General features: G+C 35.0%; 20 protein-coding genes. 8 read left to right on the forward strand and 12 right to left on the reverse strand.

From position 1 onward, the window contains the following. Positions 1–11: 11 nt before the first annotated feature. The 5 genes from SBO79_RS07320 to SBO79_RS07340 form a co-directional block, all read right to left on the reverse strand. The gene (locus SBO79_RS07320) at positions 12–1,634 is read right to left on the reverse strand and encodes an OstA-like protein (protein ID WP_318639767.1); all 1,623 of its coding nucleotides are present in this window, start codon (positions 1,632–1,634) and stop codon (positions 12–14) included. 155 nt (positions 1,635–1,789) lie between these two features. Then, positions 1,790–3,061 carry an adenylosuccinate synthase gene (locus tag SBO79_RS07325; RefSeq protein WP_318639768.1) on the reverse strand — a complete coding sequence of 424 codons (1,272 nt, stop codon included), beginning with the start codon at positions 3,059–3,061 and terminating at the stop codon, positions 1,790–1,792. Between the two features lie 23 nt (positions 3,062–3,084). Then, positions 3,085–3,588, reverse strand: coding sequence for a Fur family transcriptional regulator (locus SBO79_RS07330; RefSeq protein ID WP_318639769.1), 504 nt, complete (start codon positions 3,586–3,588; stop codon positions 3,085–3,087). A gap of 488 nt (positions 3,589–4,076) precedes the next feature. After that, complete coding sequence (locus SBO79_RS07335; RefSeq protein ID WP_318639770.1) at positions 4,077–6,293, reverse strand: RelA/SpoT family protein; 2,217 nt, start codon at positions 6,291–6,293, stop codon at positions 4,077–4,079. Positions 6,294–6,522: 229 nt separating this feature from the next. Continuing rightward, complete coding sequence (locus tag SBO79_RS07340) at positions 6,523–7,308, reverse strand: TrmH family RNA methyltransferase (RefSeq protein ID WP_318639771.1); 786 nt, start codon at positions 7,306–7,308, stop codon at positions 6,523–6,525. A 104-nt stretch (positions 7,309–7,412) separates the two neighbouring features. On the opposite strand from SBO79_RS07340, the gene SBO79_RS07345 reads away from it, so the two are divergent. Beyond that, positions 7,413–8,015 (forward strand): trimeric intracellular cation channel family protein, encoded by a 603-nt coding sequence (locus SBO79_RS07345; RefSeq protein WP_318643477.1) that lies wholly within the window; start codon positions 7,413–7,415, stop codon positions 8,013–8,015. Between the two features lie 45 nt (positions 8,016–8,060). Here the strand turns inward: SBO79_RS07345 and SBO79_RS07350 are convergent, their stop codons facing one another. The 5 genes from SBO79_RS07350 to SBO79_RS07370 form a co-directional block, all read right to left on the reverse strand. Beyond that, the gene (locus SBO79_RS07350; RefSeq protein WP_318639772.1) at positions 8,061–9,830 is read right to left on the reverse strand and encodes a T9SS type B sorting domain-containing protein; all 1,770 of its coding nucleotides are present in this window, start codon (positions 9,828–9,830) and stop codon (positions 8,061–8,063) included. Between the two features lie 214 nt (positions 9,831–10,044). Then, complete coding sequence (locus SBO79_RS07355) at positions 10,045–10,365, reverse strand: YbaB/EbfC family nucleoid-associated protein (RefSeq protein WP_318639773.1); 321 nt, start codon at positions 10,363–10,365, stop codon at positions 10,045–10,047. A 118-nt stretch (positions 10,366–10,483) separates the two neighbouring features. Next, positions 10,484–10,684, reverse strand: coding sequence for a hypothetical protein (locus tag SBO79_RS07360; RefSeq protein WP_318639774.1), 201 nt, complete (start codon positions 10,682–10,684; stop codon positions 10,484–10,486). 278 nt (positions 10,685–10,962) lie between these two features. Next, positions 10,963–12,546, reverse strand: a complete 1,584-nt coding sequence (locus SBO79_RS07365) for a DUF4139 domain-containing protein (RefSeq protein ID WP_318639775.1) — start codon at positions 12,544–12,546, stop codon at positions 10,963–10,965. Positions 12,547–12,655: 109 nt separating this feature from the next. Next, positions 12,656–13,270, reverse strand: a complete 615-nt coding sequence (locus tag SBO79_RS07370) for an FEKKY domain-containing protein (protein WP_318639776.1) — start codon at positions 13,268–13,270, stop codon at positions 12,656–12,658. Positions 13,271–13,704: 434 nt separating this feature from the next. Here SBO79_RS07370 and SBO79_RS07375 point away from each other — a divergent pair, with 434 nt between their 5' ends. The 5 genes from SBO79_RS07375 to SBO79_RS07395 are packed head-to-tail and all read left to right on the forward strand — an operon-like array spanning position 13,705 to position 19,237. Further along, positions 13,705–14,577 carry a GNAT family N-acetyltransferase gene (locus SBO79_RS07375; RefSeq protein ID WP_318639777.1) on the forward strand — a complete coding sequence of 291 codons (873 nt, stop codon included), beginning with the start codon at positions 13,705–13,707 and terminating at the stop codon, positions 14,575–14,577. Next, positions 14,574–15,677 (forward strand): DegT/DnrJ/EryC1/StrS family aminotransferase, encoded by a 1,104-nt coding sequence (locus tag SBO79_RS07380; RefSeq protein WP_318639778.1) that lies wholly within the window; start codon positions 14,574–14,576, stop codon positions 15,675–15,677. Before SBO79_RS07375 ends, SBO79_RS07380 begins: the two co-directional genes overlap by 4 nt. After that, positions 15,665–16,681 (forward strand): hypothetical protein, encoded by a 1,017-nt coding sequence (locus SBO79_RS07385; protein ID WP_318639779.1) that lies wholly within the window; start codon positions 15,665–15,667, stop codon positions 16,679–16,681. The genes SBO79_RS07380 and SBO79_RS07385 overlap by 13 nt, the downstream gene beginning before the upstream one ends. 1 nt (position 16,682) lies before the next feature. Then, on the forward strand, positions 16,683–18,179 hold the full coding sequence (locus SBO79_RS07390; RefSeq protein WP_318639780.1) for an oligosaccharide flippase family protein: 1,497 nt from the start codon (positions 16,683–16,685) through the stop codon (positions 18,177–18,179). Next, complete coding sequence (locus SBO79_RS07395; protein ID WP_318639781.1) at positions 18,179–19,237, forward strand: acyltransferase family protein; 1,059 nt, start codon at positions 18,179–18,181, stop codon at positions 19,235–19,237. The genes SBO79_RS07390 and SBO79_RS07395 overlap by 1 nt, the downstream gene beginning before the upstream one ends. A 146-nt stretch (positions 19,238–19,383) precedes the next feature. On the opposite strand, the gene SBO79_RS07400 is transcribed toward SBO79_RS07395, so the two are convergent. Continuing rightward, positions 19,384–20,265 carry a glycosyltransferase family 2 protein gene (locus tag SBO79_RS07400; RefSeq protein WP_318639782.1) on the reverse strand — a complete coding sequence of 294 codons (882 nt, stop codon included), beginning with the start codon at positions 20,263–20,265 and terminating at the stop codon, positions 19,384–19,386. A 51-nt stretch (positions 20,266–20,316) separates the two neighbouring features. Between SBO79_RS07400 and SBO79_RS07405 the strand changes: the two genes are divergently transcribed. Together SBO79_RS07405 and SBO79_RS07410 are read left to right on the forward strand one after the other, a co-directional pair. After that, entirely contained in the window at positions 20,317–21,429 is a 1,113-nt protein-coding gene (locus SBO79_RS07405) for a glycosyltransferase (protein ID WP_318639783.1), read from the forward strand. Beyond that, positions 21,419–21,814: a sugar 3,4-ketoisomerase gene (locus SBO79_RS07410; RefSeq protein WP_318639784.1), complete on the forward strand. Its 396-nt coding sequence runs from the start codon at positions 21,419–21,421 to the stop codon at positions 21,812–21,814. The genes SBO79_RS07405 and SBO79_RS07410 overlap by 11 nt, the downstream gene beginning before the upstream one ends. Here SBO79_RS07410 and SBO79_RS07415 read toward each other — a convergent pair. Next, complete coding sequence (locus SBO79_RS07415) at positions 21,811–22,746, reverse strand: glycosyltransferase family 2 protein (RefSeq protein WP_318639785.1); 936 nt, start codon at positions 22,744–22,746, stop codon at positions 21,811–21,813. The two genes, SBO79_RS07410 and SBO79_RS07415, sit on opposite strands and share 4 nt — an antisense overlap. Between the last annotated feature and the right edge of the window lie 98 nt (positions 22,747–22,844).

The raw sequence follows: 22,844 nt of genomic DNA on the forward strand, positions 1-22,844 counted from the left end.
CAAAAAAGCTGCTATTTTTTCTTGTCGTAATTCAGAGTCTCTTTTCTAACTTCCATCGGAACTTGCTCTTTAAGATCTTCTTTCTTCTGCTGCTGCTGTATCTTCTCGTGCATCACATTTTCTTCGTCGGTAAAAATATCGTCCTTATTTTTTATGCGCTCGTCGCCGCGCCACACAAAGCCTCGAAGTTTTCGTGCATTAGCAGGAAGCTCTGCTTCTGGATAAATGTCGCCATCCACAGTTTTAAAGAAAGTAATTGTTTCAATTTGATTGTCGGCAAGTTGCATATTAATACTACTACTCACATTTTTATTGATCCCAATCAGCTCCTGATCGTCATTACGCATATAGAAAATGACTTCGGTATTCTTGACAACATCAACTTCATATAATTTATTTTCTCGAAATTTCCCATAGAGATTCAATCCCTTTACTTGATTAAAGCCATCTCCAATAGTATCTTTCGAAATTATAAAAGCATTATTCAACACCTTAAGTGAATCTAATTTTTCGGTGACATTGTTCGAAATTAAATGCATCACGTCACCAGTCATTTGATTTTCAAAATTCCACAATATTGGTTTTCCAATCATTTTAGTAAGTCCTTGTTTCTGATCAGAATGAATAGAATCGCACTTACCGCTCATGTCAGTTTTAAAAAACCGTACATTGTTAAAAGCTCTAATAATTCGATTATCAGCTTTTCCGGTAACCATTAACACTTTTCCGTGAATGTAAACCGAATCATTTTCAACAAGGTTAATTGCCACCGCTCTCTTTGTCACAAACATCGAATCTTTGGCGCGATACACTTCGGCATAATGGCCTTTTATCAATCCTTTATTAATGGAGTCGGTGATTTTTACATTATTCGTGGCTGAGGCAAATTCTCTATTTCGATCATAATAGATGCTGTCACCTTCAATCCGGCGATCTTTATATTTGATATAGGATTTTCGCTTGAGCAAAGCCAAATTCTTTTTGGTATCGTAAAATCCTTTCTCGGTATATATAAAATTGTCTTTTCCAGTAATTGTCGAAGGTCCAAATAAATAGGTATGCCCACTGTTTGTATAATAATCTAAATGATTTGATTTGATCAAATATTCAGGATTTGTAATGGTTACAGCAGTTAAAAATTGATACTTTTTCTCATTAGCATAATAACGACCCGACTTGCTTCTTAGCGTGTTGTCTTGATTTACAATCGTGCCGTAAGTTGAATAATAAGCTTGCTGTATATTTCGGTCAAAGTTAATGGTATCGGTTGTAAGATTCATATCGGGCGAACGCATCACTACATTGCCTGTAGCCAACGCCTTTTTGACATTTCCATTATATTCCGCGTAAGTGCTATTCATAAATAGAGTGTCACCTTGATTCATCTGAACATCTCCAAAAGCTTTTATATAATTCTCATTCTGAAATAAGTAAGCTTTATTGCAGGTCATAATTACACCATCGTGATTGACACGCACATTGCCCGTAAGCAAGAGTGCGCCCGGTGCGGCAGTCTCATTCCGATCAACAAAATCAGAATTTTCGATGATAATTTTCTTAGCTTCTTGCGCAAATACTCCCAGTTGGAAGAAGAAAAGGAAGAGTAGAAATAGTGAGAAAAAATATTTTTTCAAGTCAATTAAATTTTGTCAAATTTATAAAAAAGCCTTTTGCAAAACGGCTTATTGGCAATAAATTAATAGTAACCAAAATTTTTGAAACGCTATTTTTGGTGCTACTTTTAAATCAAATAAAAAACGCTTTGAAAAAATCAAAGCGTTTATAATAATTATCTCATAATTGTCTGCTTTCGGTCTGGACCAACAGAAACAATTTTGATTGGAACTTCAACTTCTTTTTCAATAAATTCAATATATGCTTTTAGCTCAGCAGGCAAAACCTCATATGTTGTCATTCCAGTTAAATCTGCTTGCCAACCTTTAAACTCTTGATAAACCGGCGTTACATTTTCTGGTTCGATATTGTACGGCAAATGCTCAATAGTACTTCCTTTGTAATTGTATGAAGTACAGATTTTTAAAGTGTCAAATCCAGACAAAACATCGCCCTTCATCATCATCAATTGCGTAACTCCATTTACTTGAACAGCATATTTAAGAGCAACTAAATCCAACCAGCCACAACGGCGTTGTCTTCCTGTAACAGATCCAAATTCGTTTCCGATTGTAGCCATTTTAGTTCCAACTTCATCAAAAAGTTCAGTAGGGAATGGGCCACTACCAACTCTTGTCACGTAGGCTTTAAAGATTCCATACACTTCTTTAATCTTATTTGGCGCAATTCCCAATCCTGTACAAGCACCTGCTGCAGTAGTATTGCTTGAAGTTACAAAGGGATACGTTCCAAAATCGATGTCTAGCAATGAACCTTGAGCACCTTCGCAAAGAATCGCTTTTCCATCTTTTTGAGCTTGATGCAAATATTCTTCGCTATCAATAAAGGTTAATTCTTTTAAAGACTCAATCGCAGCAAAAAACTCTTCTTCAAGTTCTTCAAGATTGTATTGCAATGCAACATTGTAAAAACTAATCATTGACTCATGCTTATCGGCAAGAGCGCGGTATCTTTCTTTAAAATCTTCCAATTCAATATCTCCCACACGAATACCGTTTCGTCCAGTTTTGTCCATGTAAGTTGGGCCAATTCCTTTTAGAGTACTTCCAATTTTCGCTTTTCCTTTAGAAGTTTCAGAAGCTGCATCAAGAAGTCTGTGCGTTGGCAAAATTAAGTGCGCTTTGCGCGAAATAATCAACCGAGACTTGATGTCGATTTTAAATTTAGCCAGATCATTAATTTCCTTTTGTAAAACTACAGGGTCAATTACAACACCATTTCCAATTACATTTGTAGAACTTTCGTGAAAAATCCCTGAAGGAATCGTTCTTAATACGTGTTTTATTCCGTCAAATTCTAGAGTATGTCCCGCATTTGGGCCACCTTGAAAACGCGCGATAATATCGTATTTTGAGGTAAGAACGTCGACAATTTTTCCTTTGCCTTCATCGCCCCATTGTAATCCTAGTAGTAAGTCTACAGCCATTTTTGTGTATTTGTTGTGTTGTTTTAAATATTTGTAAGTGATTTTACCTCTTCATCTTCCAACGAAGTGATAATTTCCTTCTTTTTAGTTCCATAAAAATAGAGCGAGTGATTGTGAATATCAACTCCAAAAATATCCTCTATTGTTTGCTTTATTATCTGAATACGTGGATCGCAAAATTCTACAACCTCGCCCGTATCGGTCATAATAAGGTGGTCATGTTGCTTATCAAAGTAAGATTTCTCATAATGACTTTGATTCTGACCAAACTGATGTCTTCGCACTAACCCACAGTCTAGCAACAACTCTATAGTATTATATAAAGTAGCGCGACTGACCCGATAGTTCTTGTTTTTCATTTTGATATACAGATTTTCTATATCAAAATGCTCTTCGGTAGCGTAAATTTCTTGCAAAATTGCATAGCGTTCTGGCGTTTTGCGATGCCCTTTTAATTCTAGGTATTTTGTAAAAACATTTTTTACAGTTTCCTGATTGCTACTGTTATCTGCGTTTATAGATGTCATAACCGCAAAGATACCTCTATTTTTTTTGTGGCAAAAATTTTGAAGAAAATTGTTTGTGGAGTTTACGGTTTTCAGTGAACAGTTTATGGTTTGGCTCTATTAACTGTAAACTGTAAACTGTACACTGTAAGCTATTACGCTTTCGCGGAATGTATATAGTGGAATTGCAGTCAGCAAAGCAGGAGCTAGGTTAACACTACGTTGGCCGGACGGTTTTTAAGTTAGCAGTTGACAGTTTTCAGTTTACAGCATGTACGCGTAAATTATCAATTATAACTTCAAAAAAGGCCAAAACCAATTAATCATTTCTAATTAATCGACAACGCCCGATACAACGAAATTTTCTTAATACAACAAGTCCTGTCTTGAGCGGCCTGAATATATTTGGCGAAAGCCAGAAAGAGTTAGCAGTTGTAAGTTAACAGTTTACTGTAGAAAAAAATCGACCGTTTTGCGTTCTCCAAATACTGTCAACTGTAAGCTGTCAACTAGTTTTTATACACCCTCGTTACTTTATCAACTCCGTCAATCTTTTTAATATTCTCAATTAATTTAGTCAAAATGGCATTGTTTCGGACAATAACAGCCACTTTTCCGTTAAAAATTCCAGCTTCACCACTCAAAGAAATACTCTGAATGTTTACGTGCATATTATTAGAAATCACTTTTGTAAGCTGATTTGTAAGACCCAAAGTGTCCATTCCGGTGACGTTCAAAATTGCTTTAAATTCTTGTTGAGACGAGTCAATCCAACGTGCTTGCATAATTCGATATGCATAATTGGACTGCAAACTGATTGCATTCGGACAATCTTTTTTGTGCACTTTAATTCCTTCATTGATGGTCACAAACCCAAAAACATCGTCGCCGGGAATTGGATTACAGCAGATAGAAAGTGTGTAATCGAGCTTGTCTTGGTCGGGACCAAAGACCAACATGTCATAATTGCTGCTTATAATTTGGGCATTAATGTCGGGAATCTCGCTGGGAGCACGTTTAATTTTATTTTTGAAAAAGTTGATAAATGAATTGCTTTTCTTGGCGGCATATTCTTTAAGTTGGGCATTTTCGATTGCGCCAATTCCAACTCGGTAAAATAAATCCAAACTCGTTTTAAGGTTAAAGAAATTCACCAGTTCATTGATCACCGTTTCACTCATGGTGATTTTTAGATGACGTAATTTTCGAGTAAGAAGTTCTTTTCCTTCTTCGCCAAGTTTTTTCACATTCTCATTTAGAACATTTTTAATTTTGGTTTTCGCTCTCGATGTGGTCACGTATTCTAACCAATGCGAAGTAGGTTTCTGATTTGGCGAGGTAATTATATCCACTTGATCGCCACTTTTCAAAACGTAATTCAGCGGAACTAATTTTCCATTTACTCTAGTGCCCCGCGTGTGAACACCAATTTCTGAATGCACTGCAAAGGCAAAATCCAGTGAAGTCGCGCCTTTAGGCAACGATTTGATGTCACCTTTTGGAGTAAATACAAAGATTTCTTTGGCGTACAGATTCATTTTGAAATCCTGAACAAAATCGACCGCATTTAATTCGGTGCTTTCAAGAGCTTCCTTGAGTAAATTTAACCAAACGTCCAAGCCATTTTCTTCGGTAGCGCCATTTTTGTATTTGTAGTGAGCAGCGTAGCCTTTTTCGGCAATCTCATCCATACGATCACTACGGATCTGAATTTCGACCCAGCGACCTTTTGGTCCCATCACCGTAATGTGCAAAGCTTCATAACCCGTGGTTTTTGGGGAGGAAATCCAGTCTCTCAGTCGACTAGGACTCGGGCGGTAATGATCTGTAACAATCGAGTAAATTTTCCACGCAACAAATTTCTCTTCATTTGGCTGCGCCTTATAAACTATTCGCAGTGCAAATTTGTCGTAAACTTCGTCAAAAGTGACACTTTGAGCTTTCATTTTACGACGAATTGAATAAATAGATTTCGGCCGTCCTTTTATGGTAAATTCTATGTTTTCGTCCTCCAAAGAATCTTTTATAACTTCGGTGATGTCTTGAATATATAAATCTTGTTCTTCCTTGGTTTCTTTAATCTTACTAACAATATCGGCAAAAATTTCAGGCTCGGTGTATTTTAGTCCCAAATCTTCTAATTGCGACTTAATATTGTAAAGTCCCAAACGGTGGGCGAGGGGAGCATAAATATAGAGTGTTTCGGATGCGATTTTCTCTTGTTTATATGCAGGCATTGAATCCATTGTCTGCATATTGTGAAGGCGGTCTGCGATTTTTATCAAAATTACCCGAACATCATCATTTAGCGTTAGCAACATTTTACGGAAGTTTTCCGCTTGCATTGAGATATTTAAGTCCTTTTTTACTTGGGCAATTTTGGTCAAACCTTCAACAATTTGAGCCACTTTTGGATTAAACATTTTTTCGATATCTTCTACTGTAACATCAGTATCTTCTACAACATCGTGCATAAGGGCAGCGGCTATCGAGGTTGCGCCTAATCCAATTTGCGAAGCCACAATTTTTGCCACCGCAATTGGGTGAAAGATATAGGCTTCACCAGATTTCCGGCGTTGATCTTTGTGAGATTCAACCGCAAAATCAAATGCCTTGCGAATCAATTTCTTGTCGTCATCGGAAAGCGTCTGATAGCTTATACGCAGCAATTCTTTGTATTCTTGCGCGATTGCCTTGTTTTCCTTTTCTATATCGATTTCAGTCATAATTGAAGTGCATTTGTGTTCTAAAAATACTTAGAAGTATTGGTATTCCAAAATATTAGTAAGAGAATAATCCTCGTGTTTATGGAAATTTATAAAAATATAAATCCAAGTGACAGATTGATAGTTATTTAGTAGGATTTACTGCAAACCAAACTGCTCCTACAGATGGTAGTAAGCCTGCTAAATAGCAAAAAATTGTAGGATATTTTTTATTTTTATACAGAGCGAACTATCTCCTTTGTCGTTTTGCTTCAAATAATAAGACCGCGGCTGCTACAGATACATTCATAGAGTCTATCTGTCCTTCCATTGGAATTATGATATTCTGTTTTGCCGCATCACGCCACTCTTGTGTAAGCCCGGTGGCTTCGGTGCCAACCACAATTGCAGAAGCTTTGGTAAAATCTTGAAGAAAGTATTCGGTTGATTCTTGAAGTGCCGCCGCATAAATATCGATTTTCTTACTTTTAAGAAACTCGATAATTTCTGCGGTTGAAGCAGTGGCAATTTGCACACTAAAAACACAACCTACACTCGATCGAACAATATTAGGATTGTATAAGTCGCTTTTTGGATTGGCAATAATTACCGCGTCAAGATTTGCCGCATCGGCAGTGCGCAAAAGTGCACCAATATTTCCCGGTTTTTCGGGTGCCTCGGCCACAAGAATTAATGGGTTTTCTGTTAATTTCAGGGAAATTAAATCGTGCTTTTTGCTTTCGGCTACAGCCAAAATACCTTCGGTCGAATCTCGATAAGCCAACTTTTGGTAAACTTCGTCACTGATCCTTATAAATTCGGTCGAAGTGTTTCCAAGTGATCTAACCTTGTCCTCATCAAAAATGGCTGCATTAAATAGAATGGTTTTTATTTGATAATTGGCATTCGCGGCAAGTTCAATTTCACGTTGACCTTCAATTAAAAACTGAGCAGTTTTCTTTCGAATTCTCGATTTTTCCTGCAGTTGAAGCAGTGATTTGATATAAGGATTTTGCGAACTGCTTATTTCTTTCAAAGTAGTGAGAATTTTTACAAAGATACAAAGGAAATAATTTGTTGATATACTGCTTTTAAATTATGTTTTCACTTTGGCGATACTTACTTTTGCGAGCTATGACAATGTTTTTTATACTCGAAATTATCGGAACGGTTGCCTTCGCTATTTCTGGCGCGCTTACCGCAATGCAAAAAAAGATGGATCCGTTTGGGGTTTTCATTATTGCTTTTGCCACGGCTGCGGGCGGCGGAACTTTGCGCGACGTGATGATTGGAAGCACACCGGTGGGATGGATGTTAGATTTGAGTTATATCTATATGATTATTGTTGGTTTTATCTTGGCAATTATTTTTAAAATTCAATTAGATAAACTGAGAATTTCGATGATGCTTTTTGATACTATTGGATTGAGCGTTTTTGCCTTAATTGGACTGCAAAAGGGAATCGATTACGGACTTCATCCTGCTATAAGCATTGGATTAGGGACAATTACTGCCTGTTTTGGTGGAGTATTAAGAGATATTCTATGTGCCGAAATTCCTATAATTTTTCGCAGAGAAATCTACGCTACTCTTTGTATTCTTGGAGGAGTAGTGTTTTTTGTGCTAAAGAAAAATCACGTTCCTATGGATTTGGTTTATTTAATATCGGCTATAACCATTGCTGTGCTTAGAGTTTTGGTGGTCAAATTTAAGTGGTCTTTGCCAACTCTCGGTCGTTACTAGTTTTATTTTATTATATGTAATTTTAATGGAATAGGAGATATTTTACTATTGTGTAAAGTACAAAAATCCGGTTAAAGGTTCTGTATAGTCTTTATCATTTAAATTTAAAACATAATAATAAGTTCCGTCGGGCAAAGTTTTATTTCCGGTCAAAATTCCTCTGTTTGCAAATCCGTCAAAATTTATAGCATTATTGTTGCCGACCCAAACTAAAGTTCCCCAACGATTGTAAATTTGCAATTCAAAATTCAAAAACACATCTCTCAGTCCATCAATCACCAAAGTGTCGTTTAATCCATCACCATTGGCCGAAACATAATTGTAAACCGTAGGCGGACAGTTTTTACTTTGCAGTAAAAAACTAAAGATAGACTCGCAGATTTCATCATCAAATCGAACATAAATTTGCTGTGGACTTATTTCCGAAGTAAAATTTGTTAAATTTCCAATCATGTTTATTTGATTCTGTGCATCTTCGAGCGAAGTATAAAAACTTAGATTTCCAGTATAATATTCTGCAACAATTTCTCTGATTTGTTCCAAATTGAAAATTGCTTTTCCAAAACCAATATTGCAACTAATTAAGTTGGATAATTCTCCAATAACAGGAGGAAGTGTCAGCGAAAATTCTTGGAAAAATTCATTGTTTTCCTCATCAGTTTCGGTTACTGCTCCAACGCCTTGACCATTATCGTCTACAACAATTTTTACGGCGAATGGGCTGGATATTCCCGTTGGTATATCCACAATCGCCGAACCAATTTGGCTTTCACCGATGGCAATTGCGGCAGTAGTTTGCGTTACTGATACCAGCTGATCATTAATGTAAATAGCAATCTTAGTATCTGCGGCCAGAAAATCTGTGCTGTTAATATTAGAAACGATATAGTCGATTTTTAATTTTTCGCTTCCGCAAAAATTATTCAGATTATCAATAGCGACCGTCGCATCTGGAAGTTGACTATTGAGTTTTGTCACTACACAATTAATCATTACGAAATCCTGTCCAGACGTTAGCGTAATCAATGCCGAATCGTCTCCAACTTGAATATTATTTTGAATTTCGTAAATATCTAAATCCATATTATACAAGTTGCTTTGCCCTGTAATGCTGTTTGATCCGTTAAAAGCATTATTCACCGGATTCAAAGGAGGATTTGATATAGGATTTCCATTTATTGACAGCGTTTCATTTACTGCAATATTTCGGTCACCTTCCCAAGCAACAAAACCGATTTTGGCACCCAGATTGTCGATCACATTCAAATTCGTCAAATTGATGCTCAAAATCTCAGGAACACTTTGCAACCCATCGTAAATGTTGATTTGATTTAGCGGAAGCGAAGTGTTTTTATACACAATTACCAGTGCCCAGCCGCCAAAATTCGTCCCGTTGAAGCAGTACTGTGTTGGCGAAATAAATGGTGATAAATCTAGATCTGACAAGGTATAAAGACCGTTTCCGGTATTCTGAACCAAAGTTGTCACATCTGCAAAAGCGCTAAAAAAATGATTAGTTGCTGCGGGTGGACTCACGCCAAATGTTCGTTCGGAGACAATAGTTTGACCGTTTAATTTGACTTCGAAAACTCCGGTTCCCGAACCAGCCCAATAAAGATAAGCACTTTGCACCGTATCTTGAGCGTTTAGATTTAAATTTGCCGATGAAGAAGTTAGGATTTCGCAAGGATCATTGGCACCATTTTCACGGACATTAAGGGTGTTTCCAATAAAAGTAAAGTCGTAATGACCATTGTACTGCGACAAAAGATTAACGTCCTGAGCCGAGGATGAAATAGATTTAGATGCTAGCAAAAATAGGATTATATAAAAAACGCTTTTTCTCAAATGCCATGGAATTAGTGTTTTAAATATACAATAATTTTAAATAGTTGCAGTCTAAATTCTGCTATTGGCTCATTGTGTAGAACGAGACGATTAAATTTGACGACTATTATTTCGTACTTCGCAAAAAATGCTGTTTGAAGGCTCAAACAGCATTTTGTAAATTATAATAACTAGATCAGGATTATTTAAATAAATCTTCCATTCCTGGAATCATCGGCATATCCATCTTAGTCACTGCTTCCATTTCTGTTTCGTTGGTTTTTGTTGCTTTTGCAATCGCTTTGTTCAAAACTACCACAAGATAATCTTCCAGTTGATCTTTGTCTTCTAGTAAAGAATCATCAACAGATATCGATTTTATTGTTCTGTTTGCAGTCAATGTCACTTTCAAAAGTCCGTCAGTGCTTTGTTCATCTACCAAAACATTATCCAAACGCTTTTTAGTATCTTCTATATTTTGCTGGGTTTCCTTAAGTTTGCCCATCATTCCCATTAAATCCATAGTATTTTATTTTTTAAGGCAATTTACGGGATTTTTTGATATTTAAAGATTGATTGGTGGAATAATTTAAAGATTAAAGGAAAATACCGTACCTCGTATCCTAAACACTTTAAGTGCTTTATACTGGACCACTTTTCTTTCTAGTTAGTGAATAAAGTTTATTGATAGAAAATGAAATTATAAAAATTAATCCGGTCATGGCGAAAAACTCTACAAATCGCATGATCATACTAGGTTCTTTTGCATCACTGTCTAATAATAAACCAAAAATTGTTATTCCCAAAGAAATAAGAAAAATGTTGAAATTCTTTTTTGTCATAATCTTTAATAGCGTGATTAAAAGCTTGATTGAAAATATAGTACGCTAATTTAGGCTAAATATTGTTTTGGACGGAAAACAATATATTCTATCACTATTAAGAATCCTTTTTTGCTAAGTCTCTACATTGCTTTTTGATAGATTATGGAATCGTTAACAATTCTTATTTCGCTATGCTTTTCGTCATTGATTTTATTAATATTTTCATTCTACCATATTTCTACATAAGATGCTGAGTTTATATTGCCATATTTCGGTATATTGATTTTAAGTTTTAGTTACTTAATTCCTGTAACCTCCGTATTTTTAGGGTATTTGACGTTATATATAAAACGTTCTTTTTTACTTTGTCCGCCCGCCACATTCCAAGTCCAGAGCAACTCGCCTTTTTCTTCTGAATAAACTGCAGTGCCTTTTTCTTCCAACTCAACTTGAATTACTTTATTCTGCGAAATAGGAAGTTGATCTAGAATTTCAATTTTGATTGGCACCGACTTTTTATTTTTAATAATCAAATCATAACCAAAAGTCTGCTTGGTATTTGACCCAATCAATTTGGATGAAGTGAATTCTTTAATTGGAGTTCGCTCAACAACAATACTATTATCCAATCCCATCGAGATAGAAAGGGAATCGGAAATAACTTTCGGATTGATTTGAGTTGTACCCACGAAGGCACCTTCAAAAAAGATATTTGCTTTGCCTGGAATCAAATTGTAACTGGTCCAGTCGCTGATTCTTGCGATCAAGAATACACCTTTGTCCAATTTGGGAACCGTATGATAAATGTATTCTGTGGTCATATCGTACGTTTTTAAAGCAACCATATTTTCTTTGCCATCACTCAGAATTGTCTGCCTGCTGAGAATATTATAATCCACACTGAGTTGATTTTCGGATACCGTTGCTGTTTCTTGATTTTGTTTTGATTTTCCACTATAACCCATAGTGGCAACTACAACCACCTCCTCGAGGCGCATTTCATTCTCTAAAACATTAGGATTATATACTTTGGCATACAAAGGATTCAAAATAGGACGATTATTATTTAAACTAGGATTTCCTGTCGAAACTATAATTGATGCGTCATTCCAATCAACTCCTGTATTTTGAAAAATATTGGCATTGTAACTTAATTGCACATTTTGGGTTATTCCTTTAGAACGCAAGTCGTAATGCGGATTCCAACCCGCATTATTAACTACATATTTGCAGTCTATCGCAATCGAATTTGCGCTAGTAGATGCAACTTGCAGAATAATATTTCCACTAGGTTTGTTGAATTTCGCATTTACCTCGTTGAGTTGCTTTCGTAAATTATCAACCTGCACTTTCAGAGGTTGTTCTTGCTTTTCAAGAGTGCGAAGGTTTTTCTTGATATCTAAATATTTTATCTCATAGACGTTGCTTAGTTCCACTACTTGCTGAGGAGAAAAGCCAGCATTAGCACCGCCTAGATCTTGATTTTTAGCTAAGATTTCCAGCATTCCATTTAGACTATTTCTTTTATCAATCAACATTGCCTGCTCATCGAGCAGCTCACCTAACTGTTTTTGAAGAGCCTGTGCAGTTTTATTTTGAATATTTGATTCTAAATAATTATTCTCATATTTTGCCGAAAGCAAGATAGTATTCTGATTGTCAAAGTCAATCTGAAGACTCGAAGGTACAATTTGAGTTGAAATTCCTGTAAGCACAATTTCCTGATTTCCTACCGAACTAGTAAAGCTACCCACCCGCTGAATCTGCGCTTGTCGTTGATAAACTTTCACCGCTTTTATCTTGGAAGCAACTTCCTTTTGAGCAAATGTAGAAATGTTTGAAAACGCAATTAGTAACAATAATAATAGACTGTTTTTCATTTGGCTGAGATTAGTGGAAATGTAGTTGTATCAAAAATAGTGAATCTCATTCAGAATTTCTGGAAAGGAAGGGCGTTTGTTGGTTGAATTAGATTTAATATTTTAGATATTAGTTAATATCTCTAATTGAATCAATCTTGTGATTCATCTCTTCCTTCCAATTTTTGCCATTTCTTATTTCTAGATAGGCATCAGTAATTTGATTATATTTTTCTTTTCCTTCGGTAATTTCTGGAGAAATTAAACATCCCAAATCTTTTCGAATTAATCCATAGCTAATGATTGTTTTCTGTACCGCGATTTCTCTAGCTTGCGAAAATTCGTTTTTTGGAGGTAAAATAAGACCTTGCGAAAAATATTTCACACTGTCATTTTTAATGTCACTTTCTGCCTGTTCTATAAATTTATTTACTGTTATAGCGTGATGCTCATATATTTTATTTATAGAATAAATCCAATTAATAGCCAAAACGACAGTTACTACCGAGCACAGCACCGAAAAATAGTTTAAAAATTTTGTAACAAAACTCCCTTGCCTCAACATATTTTGTGAAGCTACAATAGCTACAATCACAATCGCACAGAAAACAATAAAGACTTCAGCCCAATTATTATCTTTTATAAAATCTAAATTATAATACTTTGAATTAATTATGTTCGCGATAACTAGAACTGACCAAAATGCTAGAAAAGATGCAAGTGCTGCTATTTGATGGTTTTTCATAAATATTTTGGTCAAGCTGTTTAATTAGTTGTGTGTCGTCGGAAGAACATTCATTAAAAATGTATTCGAATATTTGCACGATTAAACATCTATAAGTTCATCCTTAAGAAATTGTAATCAAGTGAGGGTTTTACAAATAAGTCGTTTCAGGAATCCTTATTTTCACTCAATTTCCTGCTAATTCTAAGCTTAACATTCCACACAAATCTAATCAAATCCACCAAATAAATTAAATTATTATCTTCCTTAAGATTCATTTTTTCTTTCGCCACCCACTTTCCGCTTTTTTGAGAATAATTCAGTAATTTTCCAGATTATAAATTATTATGGTTTTTCAGTATCAGATACGGAGGTTTGGCCACGGAGACGCCGCTAATTGGAATACTTTCGTAAGTAATGCCCCCAATGCTACCTTTCTTTTAAATCGCAGTTTTATGGAGTATCACTCCACAAGATTTGACGATTTTTCGCTCATGATTTTTAAAGGGCAGAAACTGGTGGCACTCCTGCCTGCCAATAGGGTAGAAGATCGCATATTCTCTCATCAAGGACTGACTTATGGTGGTCTTGTAGTGGCGATGAATACTAAAGTGGACGACGTACTAAATATTCTAAAAGAGACGTTACACTATCTTGAGAATCAATCTATAAATTTTCTGCAACTAAAAGTACTGCCTTCTTTTTATTGCAAATCACCTAGTGAAGCAATCGAGTACGGATTATTTTTAGCGAAAGCGACACTGCTAAAACGAGAATCAGCTTCGACTATCGATTTAAAATCAAAATATAAGTATTCGGCACAAAAAAAATATGGAATTTCAATCGCCGCAAAAAAAGGACTTTCGATCCACAAAGATTCGCGATTAGAAACCTTTTATAATTCGATATTAATTCCAAATCTAGAAAATACCTTCGAAGCAACGCCCGTTCACTCTTTGCAAGAAATGAAATCATTGATGGAGTTATTTCCAAAAAACATACATCTCTATACAGTTTTTCACGAAAGTGAAATGATAGCAGGAGCGATCCTATTTGAAACTGAAACACTGGTGCATACTCAATATATTTCGGCAGATAAAGCAAAAATGGAATTAAACGCACTGAATTTTCTATTTGATCATTTAATTAGAAATGTTTTCTCAGAAAAGAAATATTTTGACTTTGGAACTTCAAATATGCATAATGGACAGAAACTAAATGCCGGTCTTGCCTATTGGAAAGAGAGCTTTGGCGCGCGAACTTTTGTTCACAATACGTACGAATTGCCAACTGCAAATCACGAATTTTTAAAAGATGTCTTTATATGATACATTTTCTGGACTTAAAAAAGATGAATCAAACTCATGAGCAGCAATTTGAACAGAAATTAAAACAGTTTCTAGCTTCAGGTTGGTACGTTTTGGGAAAAGAAACTGAAAAATTTGAACAAGATTTCGCAAATTATTGCGGAGCCGAATATGCGATAGGTGTCGCAAACGGTCTTGACGCGCTAATTTTAATTCTTAAAGGATATATTCTGCTAGGAAAATTAAAAAAAGGTGATGAAGTTTTAGTCCCTGCAAATACCTATATCGCCAGTATTTTGGCAATTCTCCAAGCGGAATTAATTCCCGTTTTGGTCGAGCCAGATATTAATACATATAATATCGATCCAAAAAAGATAGCGGAAAAGCTGACCTCCAAAAGCAAAGCAATCTTGGCAGTTCACTTATACGGACAACTTTCGGATATGCCTGCTTTGGCAAAAATTGCGACCGAGAATAAATTACTATTAATCGAAGATTCTGCTCAATCGCACGGTGCTATTTTAGTAAATAAACGTTCTGGAAATCTGGGTAATGCATCTGGTTTTAGCTTTTATCCATCAAAAAACCTTGGAGCTTTGGGCGATGCGGGAGCCGTAACCACCAATGATCAGGAATTGGCAGAGGTTATTACATCTTTGCGAAATTACGGTTCAGAAAAAAAATATCATAATCAATATATTGGAATTAATTCTAGATTGGACGAGTTGCAAGCGGCATTTCTAAATATCAAATTACCAACCTTAGATGCTGATAATTTAGCCAGACGCACAATTGCGAAACGATATTTAACCGAAATTAATAACCCGAAAATTATACTGCCATTTTGGGATGAATCGGAAAATCACGTTTTTCATCTTTTTGTAATTCGCACGCAAAATCGAGATGATCTGCAATCTTTTTTATTAGAAAACCAAATTCAGACAATGATTCATTATCCGATTGCGCCACATCAGCAAAAAGCGTTATCAGAATGGAATAACTTAAATTTTCCAATTACAGAGCAGATTCACCGCGAAATCTTAAGTTTGCCAATGAGTCCTGTACTCACTAATGATGAGGTAAGTCAGGTAATTGAAGCTATAAATAAATGGACATATTAATCAAATCTTTTAATAGGTCGTACTATTTGGATCGCTGTATTCAGAGCGTTTATATGCACTGTATTGGCGAAGATTTACAGATAAAAGTCTTGGATGACGGTACTCCGCAAAAATACCTTGATAAAATTCAGCAGAAATTTCCAAGCATAAAAATCTATAAATCAGAATTTTACAATCAGAAAGTAACTTTTACAGAAAGAGGCGAACGACCTAAAACTCATAATATTCCAATTGATTTATGGATAAAAATCGCTTCGGAATCGTCTCAGAATTTTATTTTATTAGAAGATGATATTTGGTTTACAGAAAGCATTAATATCACAGAATTACAAAGGACAATTGACCAAGAGAATTTATCTTTTGTAAAACTTTTTTGGCTTGGAAATCCCATTTTAGTGCAGGAAAAATCATCAATAATTAAAAATAAAATTAGAATTTTCAAAGCCGATTTATTTGTAGAAAATCCTATCTTATACAATTTTATATTTTATAAATTCAACCGCTTTAAAATTCGAAAAACACTTCAAAATTTAAAAATTCACACTCGAAAGAGACATCTGTCTTACTACTCGATATATTCGGTAGCAGGAGTTGTTTTTAATAAAGACTATTTTGCTGCACTTTGGAATTCACATAAAAATGAAGTGGACGAATTTCTTCAGCTTTATAATGCGGTTAATTATAAATTTATAAACAAAACTGCAGCATTTGCTAGAACCGAAAATGAAATTGTACGAACGGGGTTTTCATCATCGGCGACCAATCAATTTAAAAACTACGACGACGTCAATGTCGATATGTTTCGATTTAATAAAATTATAAATGACGCTTGGTTGGAAGGTGACTTTGATGCTATGGCAAATTTTCCTGCTGATTTCCCTCAAGAGAATATCATTGAGATTTTGAAAGCATCGAAAGATTCTGAAATACCGATTGAAGAATGGCAGAAGTGGGTAGCGAAATTTAAAAATCAGTTTACGGCTTTTGGCTGCCAAATCGACTAAAATGAAAAACAATAAACAAAATAGTTCTCACGGAACCATTTTAAAAGGCACTGGTGTTTTTGGCATGATGCAGTTTACAAGAATGGCAATTGGCGTGGTGGGGGCTAAATTTGTTGCAATTTTTCTTGGTCCTGTAGGAATCGGAATCGTAGGTTTACTGATGAATACTCTAAATATTATTGGCTCACTTACCAATTTTGGCTTTGCGGTAACTAGCGTGCGGCAAATCGCGGTAGCCGAAGCCGACGAAAATCCCGATGCCTTACCCAAAATGATTTTTGTGTTGCAAAGGATTGCACTATTTACAGGACTTCTTGGTGCAATTTTGACCATCGCATTTAGTAAACTTCTAAGTCAATGGACTTTTGGAAATTCAGATTATACGATGTGGTTTATTGCTTTATCAATTAACTTTTTTCTGACTAGCTACACTACTAGTCGAGGAGCGATCTTGCAAGGAAGACGAATGATCAAATCGATCGCTTTTTCTACGGTGATTGCGTCGGCAGCAATTACTGCAGTGACAATTTCACTTTACTATTTCTTAGGTTTCGACGGAATTGTCCCGGTGATTTTACTGTCTAGTTTGATTAATTTAATTGTAAATGTATATTATACTAGAAAATTTGAAAGTCAGAAATTTGCAGAAGGTTTCTCGAAATTATATCAAGAGTCACTTCCTGTTTTAAAGTTGGGATTGCTGCTTTCCATCAACGTTATTTTTGGATATATCTGCACGTTCTTAATCAAATTATATCTGAATAATAATGGTGAATCTTCGCAAATTCTAGGGTTTTACGAAATTAGTACTGTTTTTTTACTTTCGTATGTAGGGCTGATTTTTACATCTATGTCGATGGATTTCTATCCTAGATTAACTGCTGTAAATTCCGATCGAAAAACGGTTAATAAATTGGTCAATGATCAAATAGAAATTGCTTTATTGCTAATTACACCCGCCATAATATTTCTGTACCTCACGGCTCCTTTTGTAATTCAAATTCTCTATACCAAGGAGTTTTTGCCAGTTCTTCTAATTTTTCAAGCCGCGCTATTGGCTATAATCGTCAAAGCATCAGCATGGCCATTGGCGTTTATTATTTTGGCAAAAGGAGATAGGAAGCAGTATTTTAAACAAGAATTGGTCAGTGATTTTCTGAATGTCAGTCTTACAATTCTTTTTTATAATTATTTTGGATTGGTGGGGATTGGTATTGCTATGCTACTAAATTATGTGCTGTATGGAATCTATGTTTACTTTATTGTTAACAAGAAATATAACTTTTATTTTAGAAGTGATGCATTCAAAATTTTCATTGTTTCAGTTATTTTAGGAAGTTTATGTAGCGCTGCGGTATTCTTTCTGCCAAATCCTTATAAGAGTATTGTAATCGGAATTGTTTTTCTGCTGTCACTACTATTTTCATACAATTCATTGGACAAGCGCATCGGAATGAAAAGCATTTATTTTAAAATTCGATCTAAACTAAGAAGGTAATGACAAAGCAAATTTATCCTGCATTGACTGGAGTGCGAGCTTTGGCCGCTTATATGGTTTTTATAGTTCATTATAATTCAATTGATGAAACTAATTTTGAAATTCTTAAAAAGTTTGTTGGACAATTTCACATTGGTGTAAGTATCTTTTTTGTTCTAAGTGGTTTTTTGATTGCTTATCGATACATGGATTCAAAGAATTTTCACTTTGGACGTTATATGATTAATAGAATAGCGAGAGTGTATCCCATTTATTTTATTCTCACCACCATCACGTTTTTAGCGACCTGGTATTATAGGCAAGAGGAGTCTTTTGACTGGGTTTTGTACGGGATGAATATTACGTTTCTCAGAGGTTTCTTTGATGATTTAATATTTACAGGAATTGCTCAAGGTTGGTCACTCACCGTCGAAGAAACATTTTACTTCACCGCACCATTGTTATTTCTACTACTGCGAAAGTCAAAATGTTTTCTGGTCATTCTTCCCATTTTAATTTTATTAATAGGCTTTGGGATTGTTCATTTTTTCGGAAACTCGCTTCCATTTGGGTTTTTTGGTAGTAACAATTTTCTACTGGAATTTACTTTCCTAGGTCGAGTCTTTGAATTTTTTATCGGGATCGGAATTGTGTTTGTAATGAAGAAAAGTCACTTATTTTCTACGTCAGGATGGTTCACTTACGGGGGAATTAGCGCAATGATAATTTGTATATATTTGATGTCAATTTTAGATAATGATGGGGCAGCAGCTGATAAAATCCCTTTTTATGTTGTCTATCTTTTATTTCTCCCATTGTTGGGAATAGCACCTCTTTTGTTCGGCCTAATTCAAGAAAAAACTATTGTGCAAAGTTTATTTTCAAATAAGGTTGCAGTGCTTCTAGGCAAAAGTTCTTATGCTTTTTATTTGGTGCATATGGGGATTTTTAAATTTAAACTTGATACCATCACAGATAATTTATGGGTGATATTTTTAGTATTAAATCTTTTAGCGGTAGTTATTTATCTGTTTTTAGAAAAACCTTTAAACAGAATTATTAGAGCGCGATTTACGTAGCGTTTTATTTTAAAACATATTAAAATGTAGGTGCAATCTCCATGAGAAAGTGAAGATGGATAGTATGTTGTTCTATACAATTTACCTCCATTTTAGATCAGAGAAAAACAACTGTCAGAGTCAAAAAAATATAGGGAATTCCTAATTTAAAAAAATCGCAGTTTCAATTCAAGCGGAATATACTTTAAAAACAAACTGTAGTGGCGTGTGTGCAAAGCCTTGGTCATTTCGTAATGCATCCGTCTTAATAGCGCCTTATTTTCTTTTCTGCTCTTATTTAATCGCATCGCTTTTCGCATTATTTTATAAGATGAATTGTTCATTCTGATCACCCTTGCATCATTTTTTAAGAAAATAATGCTTCCCATTGATGACTTTAATTCTCTTCTAGTTACGAGAATTTTGTCAATAAAATAAAAAGGATATTTTCTTGAGCCTCTAATCCAAATATCCAAATCTTCAAATGCCAAAGTCTCATCATAACCCCCAAGTTCGTCCAGCATCGATCGCTTCATCATTGCAGTTACGGAGCAAATTTTGTGTCTTTGATTGATAATATCTATATAAACATCGCCGCTATTTGGTGGATTAATAGCCGATAATTGATCATCTACAGGATAATAATATCCCAATTCTTTACCGTTTTCATCAATTAATTTCATATTTCCATAGACTAAACCAGCATCTTTATGTTCTCGAAATGCTTGAAGTTGGTTTGCAATGCAATCAGGTTGCAAAATATCATCTGCTGCAAGATCAATCACAAAGTCACCTTTGGCTTTACTGAAAATCGAATTGAAGGTTTTTGTGTATCCTCTATTTATTCTGTTTCTAGTGAAGTGAATTTCTGGATGATTTCGCAACCATTTTTCTATTACATCTGCTGAATTATCAGGACTGCAATCATCTCCTATTAAAAGTTCTATATTTTTGTAGGTCTGATTTAATACGGAATCCAAGGCGAGTGTCACAAATTTTTCGTGATTATAGCTTAGACAAATAATGCTAACCAATGGCATACTCTGCATAAAGATTGTAATATTGTAGTTTAAATGTAAATTTAGTTATTCAAAAATAATATGCAACATAAGAAGTTAAAAATTGCTTTATTGGCCTACCGTCTTAGTGGTGGTGGATTAGAAAAAGTAATGTCTTCCTTATCCCTTTATTTTGACAAAGTTGGTTTAGAAGTTCACAATATCGTTCTGGAAGATTATATTGATTATCCGTACGGGGGATTATTGAAAAACTTCGGAATTGGGAAATCTGAAAATGAAAGTGTTACTGAAAAAGCCAAGTCTTTCTTTACTTTAAAAAAGTATATTAATTCAAATAACTTTGACCACATTATAGATTTCAGATATAGATTGCAACCGCTTAAGGAATTGCTTTACGCTAAATTTATTTTTAAATCTAATACAATTCTTACCGTTCACAGCTCCAAAATCAACACCTATTTGCCCGATAACTCCTTTATCACCGGTATCATTTGCGATGGTAAAAAGCTAGTTTGTGTTTCAAAAAAGATTCAAGAATTGGTAGAGAAGAAGCACCACCTTACAGGTTGCACGACTATTTATAATCCAATTGATTTAGAAATGGTGATTATACAATCAAATGAACCTATCGATATTGATTCCGAATTTATAATTGCAATCGGCAAATATGATGACAACAATGTCAAGCAACTGGATTTGTTGATTGGCGCTTACGCAAAATCAATTCTGCCACAATCAAACATTAAATTAGTGCTTTTGGGAGCAGGTCAGAATCCCGATTTAATGAAAGTAATAGAGAATTTTAAACTTGAAAATTTTGTGGTTTTGATAGATTTTGATGTAAATCCACATAAATATATTAGCAAAGCCAAATTTCTAGTTTTAAGTAGCAAACACGAAGGTTTCGGGATGGTACTTGTTGAAGCTTTGGCCAACAATATTCCTGCTATTTCATTTGATTGCATTGCGGGTCCAAACGAAATTATCACTCATGAACAAAATGGTTTACTAGTAGAGAATCAAAATTTTAGCGCGATGACAACATCTTTAAATCGGTTTTTTCACGATCCGAAGCTTTACGAATACTGCAAATCCAACGCTTATCAGAGTGTGCAACGGTTTTCGACTGAACAAATTGGCAAACAATGGCTTGATTTATTAAAAATAGAATTAAATTCGTCGTATGAATATTGATATTATAAAAATCCCTAAAATTGAGGATCCACGCGGAAATCTGTCGGTAATTCAAGAGGATATTCTTCCATATACTTTCAAGCGAATTTACTATCTATACGATGTTCCGAGCGGTGCCTATCGCGGTGGCCACTCACATATTGCGCAAAAAGAATTCTTGATTGCTCTTAGCGGAAGCTTTACGGTTGTTTTAAACGATGGTCATGAAACCCAAACTGTGACCCTTAATAAGCCCAATGAAGGATTGTTAATTCATGAGGGAATTTGGCGCGAATTGATGGATTTTTCGAGCGGGTCTGTGTGTTTGGTAGTGGCTTCAGACGTTTTTGACGAGGACGATTATATCAGAGAATTTGATGAATTTCTAGCGGATCATAAATCCTAATTATAAATAGAAAAGTCAATACCATTGCGTCTTAGCAGCTGTTTTATTTTTAATAGTAACAATAGTATGCCTTTCGGCAAAATATACAAAGCCTTCGATTTGACTGAGAGGTTTTCCTTTGAAATTTGGTTATACAACGATTTCGACTCATTTGAAGCACCCGCCATTTTGTATTGCATAGCATATTCCATCCGGTAAAGGTCCAAATATTTTTTTAGACTAAGATTCGACTTTTCATGATCTTGATATTCGTCAAATCTTTTGATGTTCTTTTGTAAAATGTCTGTTTTAGATAGACTTCCTTCTATATAATGAAGGTAAGAGGAAGTCAATTTATTGCCAATTATAATTTTGGAATGCAATGCAATTCTAATCCACATATCAGTATCCTGACCACTTGAAATATATTTTTTAAAATTTCCGATTTCACTAAAAATTGATTTCGGGACAGCAACAGAAATGGAACTTGCAACGGCATAATGCAAACTAGCGGCAAAATAATCTTCTACTACACCTTCATAAGTATCATCAATACCGTAAAAGGATGGTTGGTAAGTGCTACCATTTTCAAAAATCAATTGATATCGGTTGCAATACATTCCCGCTTGTGGAAATCGATCAATCAACTTTTTAAGTTCTTCCAGATGATTTTGCATCCAAAGATCGTCTGCATCCAAAAAAGCGATATAAGGCGCAGTTGATTTTTCGATTCCGAAGTTTCGAGCTGCCGCAGCTCCGTGGTTTGCGGTAGAAAAATAACTGATTCGAGCATCTGAAAAACTTTTTACAATCTTTCCGCTAGCATCGGTGGAGCCATCATTTACAACGATAATTTCAAAGTCAGTAAAGCGCTGCTTCAAAACATTTTCTAGGGTTTGAGCAATATACTTTTCTTTGTTGTAAAGTGGAATAACGACCGAGAAAACTGGCATTAAAATTAAGTTTTCTCAAAGATAGCATTTACTGACAGTTATTTGATCTTGGTACAATATGTTTTTAATCGGTACTTTTTACCACCGGTCGATTTTAT

The organism is Flavobacterium ardleyense (genome assembly GCF_033547075.1).
In the GTDB taxonomy this organism is placed as follows: Bacteria; Bacteroidota; Bacteroidia; order Flavobacteriales; family Flavobacteriaceae; genus Flavobacterium; species Flavobacterium ardleyense_A.

What these genes read in the sequence shown, in the direction of transcription:
- SBO79_RS07370 (WP_318639776.1), bottom strand. Translation starts at nt 13,270, where the DNA reads ATGAAAAACCATCAAATAGCAGCACTTGCATCTTTTCTAGCATTTTGG.
- SBO79_RS07385 (WP_318639779.1), top strand. Translation starts at nt 15,665, where the DNA reads ATGGACATATTAATCAAATCTTTTAATAGGTCGTACTATTTGGATCGC.
- SBO79_RS07390 (WP_318639780.1), top strand. Translation starts at nt 16,683, where the DNA reads ATGAAAAACAATAAACAAAATAGTTCTCACGGAACCATTTTAAAAGGC.
- SBO79_RS07400 (WP_318639782.1), bottom strand. Translation starts at nt 20,265, where the DNA reads ATGCAGAGTATGCCATTGGTTAGCATTATTTGTCTAAGCTATAATCAC.
- SBO79_RS07330 (WP_318639769.1), bottom strand. Translation starts at nt 3,588, where the DNA reads ATGACATCTATAAACGCAGATAACAGTAGCAATCAGGAAACTGTAAAA.
- SBO79_RS07380 (WP_318639778.1), top strand. Translation starts at nt 14,574, where the DNA reads ATGATACATTTTCTGGACTTAAAAAAGATGAATCAAACTCATGAGCAG.
- SBO79_RS07395 (WP_318639781.1), top strand. Translation starts at nt 18,179, where the DNA reads ATGACAAAGCAAATTTATCCTGCATTGACTGGAGTGCGAGCTTTGGCC.
- SBO79_RS07410 (WP_318639784.1), top strand. Translation starts at nt 21,419, where the DNA reads ATGAATATTGATATTATAAAAATCCCTAAAATTGAGGATCCACGCGGA.
- SBO79_RS07355 (WP_318639773.1), bottom strand. Translation starts at nt 10,365, where the DNA reads ATGGATTTAATGGGAATGATGGGCAAACTTAAGGAAACCCAGCAAAAT.
- SBO79_RS07375 (WP_318639777.1), top strand. Translation starts at nt 13,705, where the DNA reads ATGGAGTATCACTCCACAAGATTTGACGATTTTTCGCTCATGATTTTT.
- SBO79_RS07365 (WP_318639775.1), bottom strand. Translation starts at nt 12,546, where the DNA reads ATGAAAAACAGTCTATTATTATTGTTACTAATTGCGTTTTCAAACATT.
- SBO79_RS07415 (WP_318639785.1), bottom strand. Translation starts at nt 22,746, where the DNA reads ATGCCAGTTTTCTCGGTCGTTATTCCACTTTACAACAAAGAAAAGTAT.
- SBO79_RS07325 (WP_318639768.1), bottom strand. Translation starts at nt 3,061, where the DNA reads ATGGCTGTAGACTTACTACTAGGATTACAATGGGGCGATGAAGGCAAA.
- SBO79_RS07345 (WP_318643477.1), top strand. Translation starts at nt 7,413, where the DNA reads ATGTTTTTTATACTCGAAATTATCGGAACGGTTGCCTTCGCTATTTCT.
- SBO79_RS07360 (WP_318639774.1), bottom strand. Translation starts at nt 10,684, where the DNA reads ATGACAAAAAAGAATTTCAACATTTTTCTTATTTCTTTGGGAATAACA.
- SBO79_RS07335 (WP_318639770.1), bottom strand. Translation starts at nt 6,293, where the DNA reads ATGACTGAAATCGATATAGAAAAGGAAAACAAGGCAATCGCGCAAGAA.
- SBO79_RS07405 (WP_318639783.1), top strand. Translation starts at nt 20,317, where the DNA reads ATGCAACATAAGAAGTTAAAAATTGCTTTATTGGCCTACCGTCTTAGT.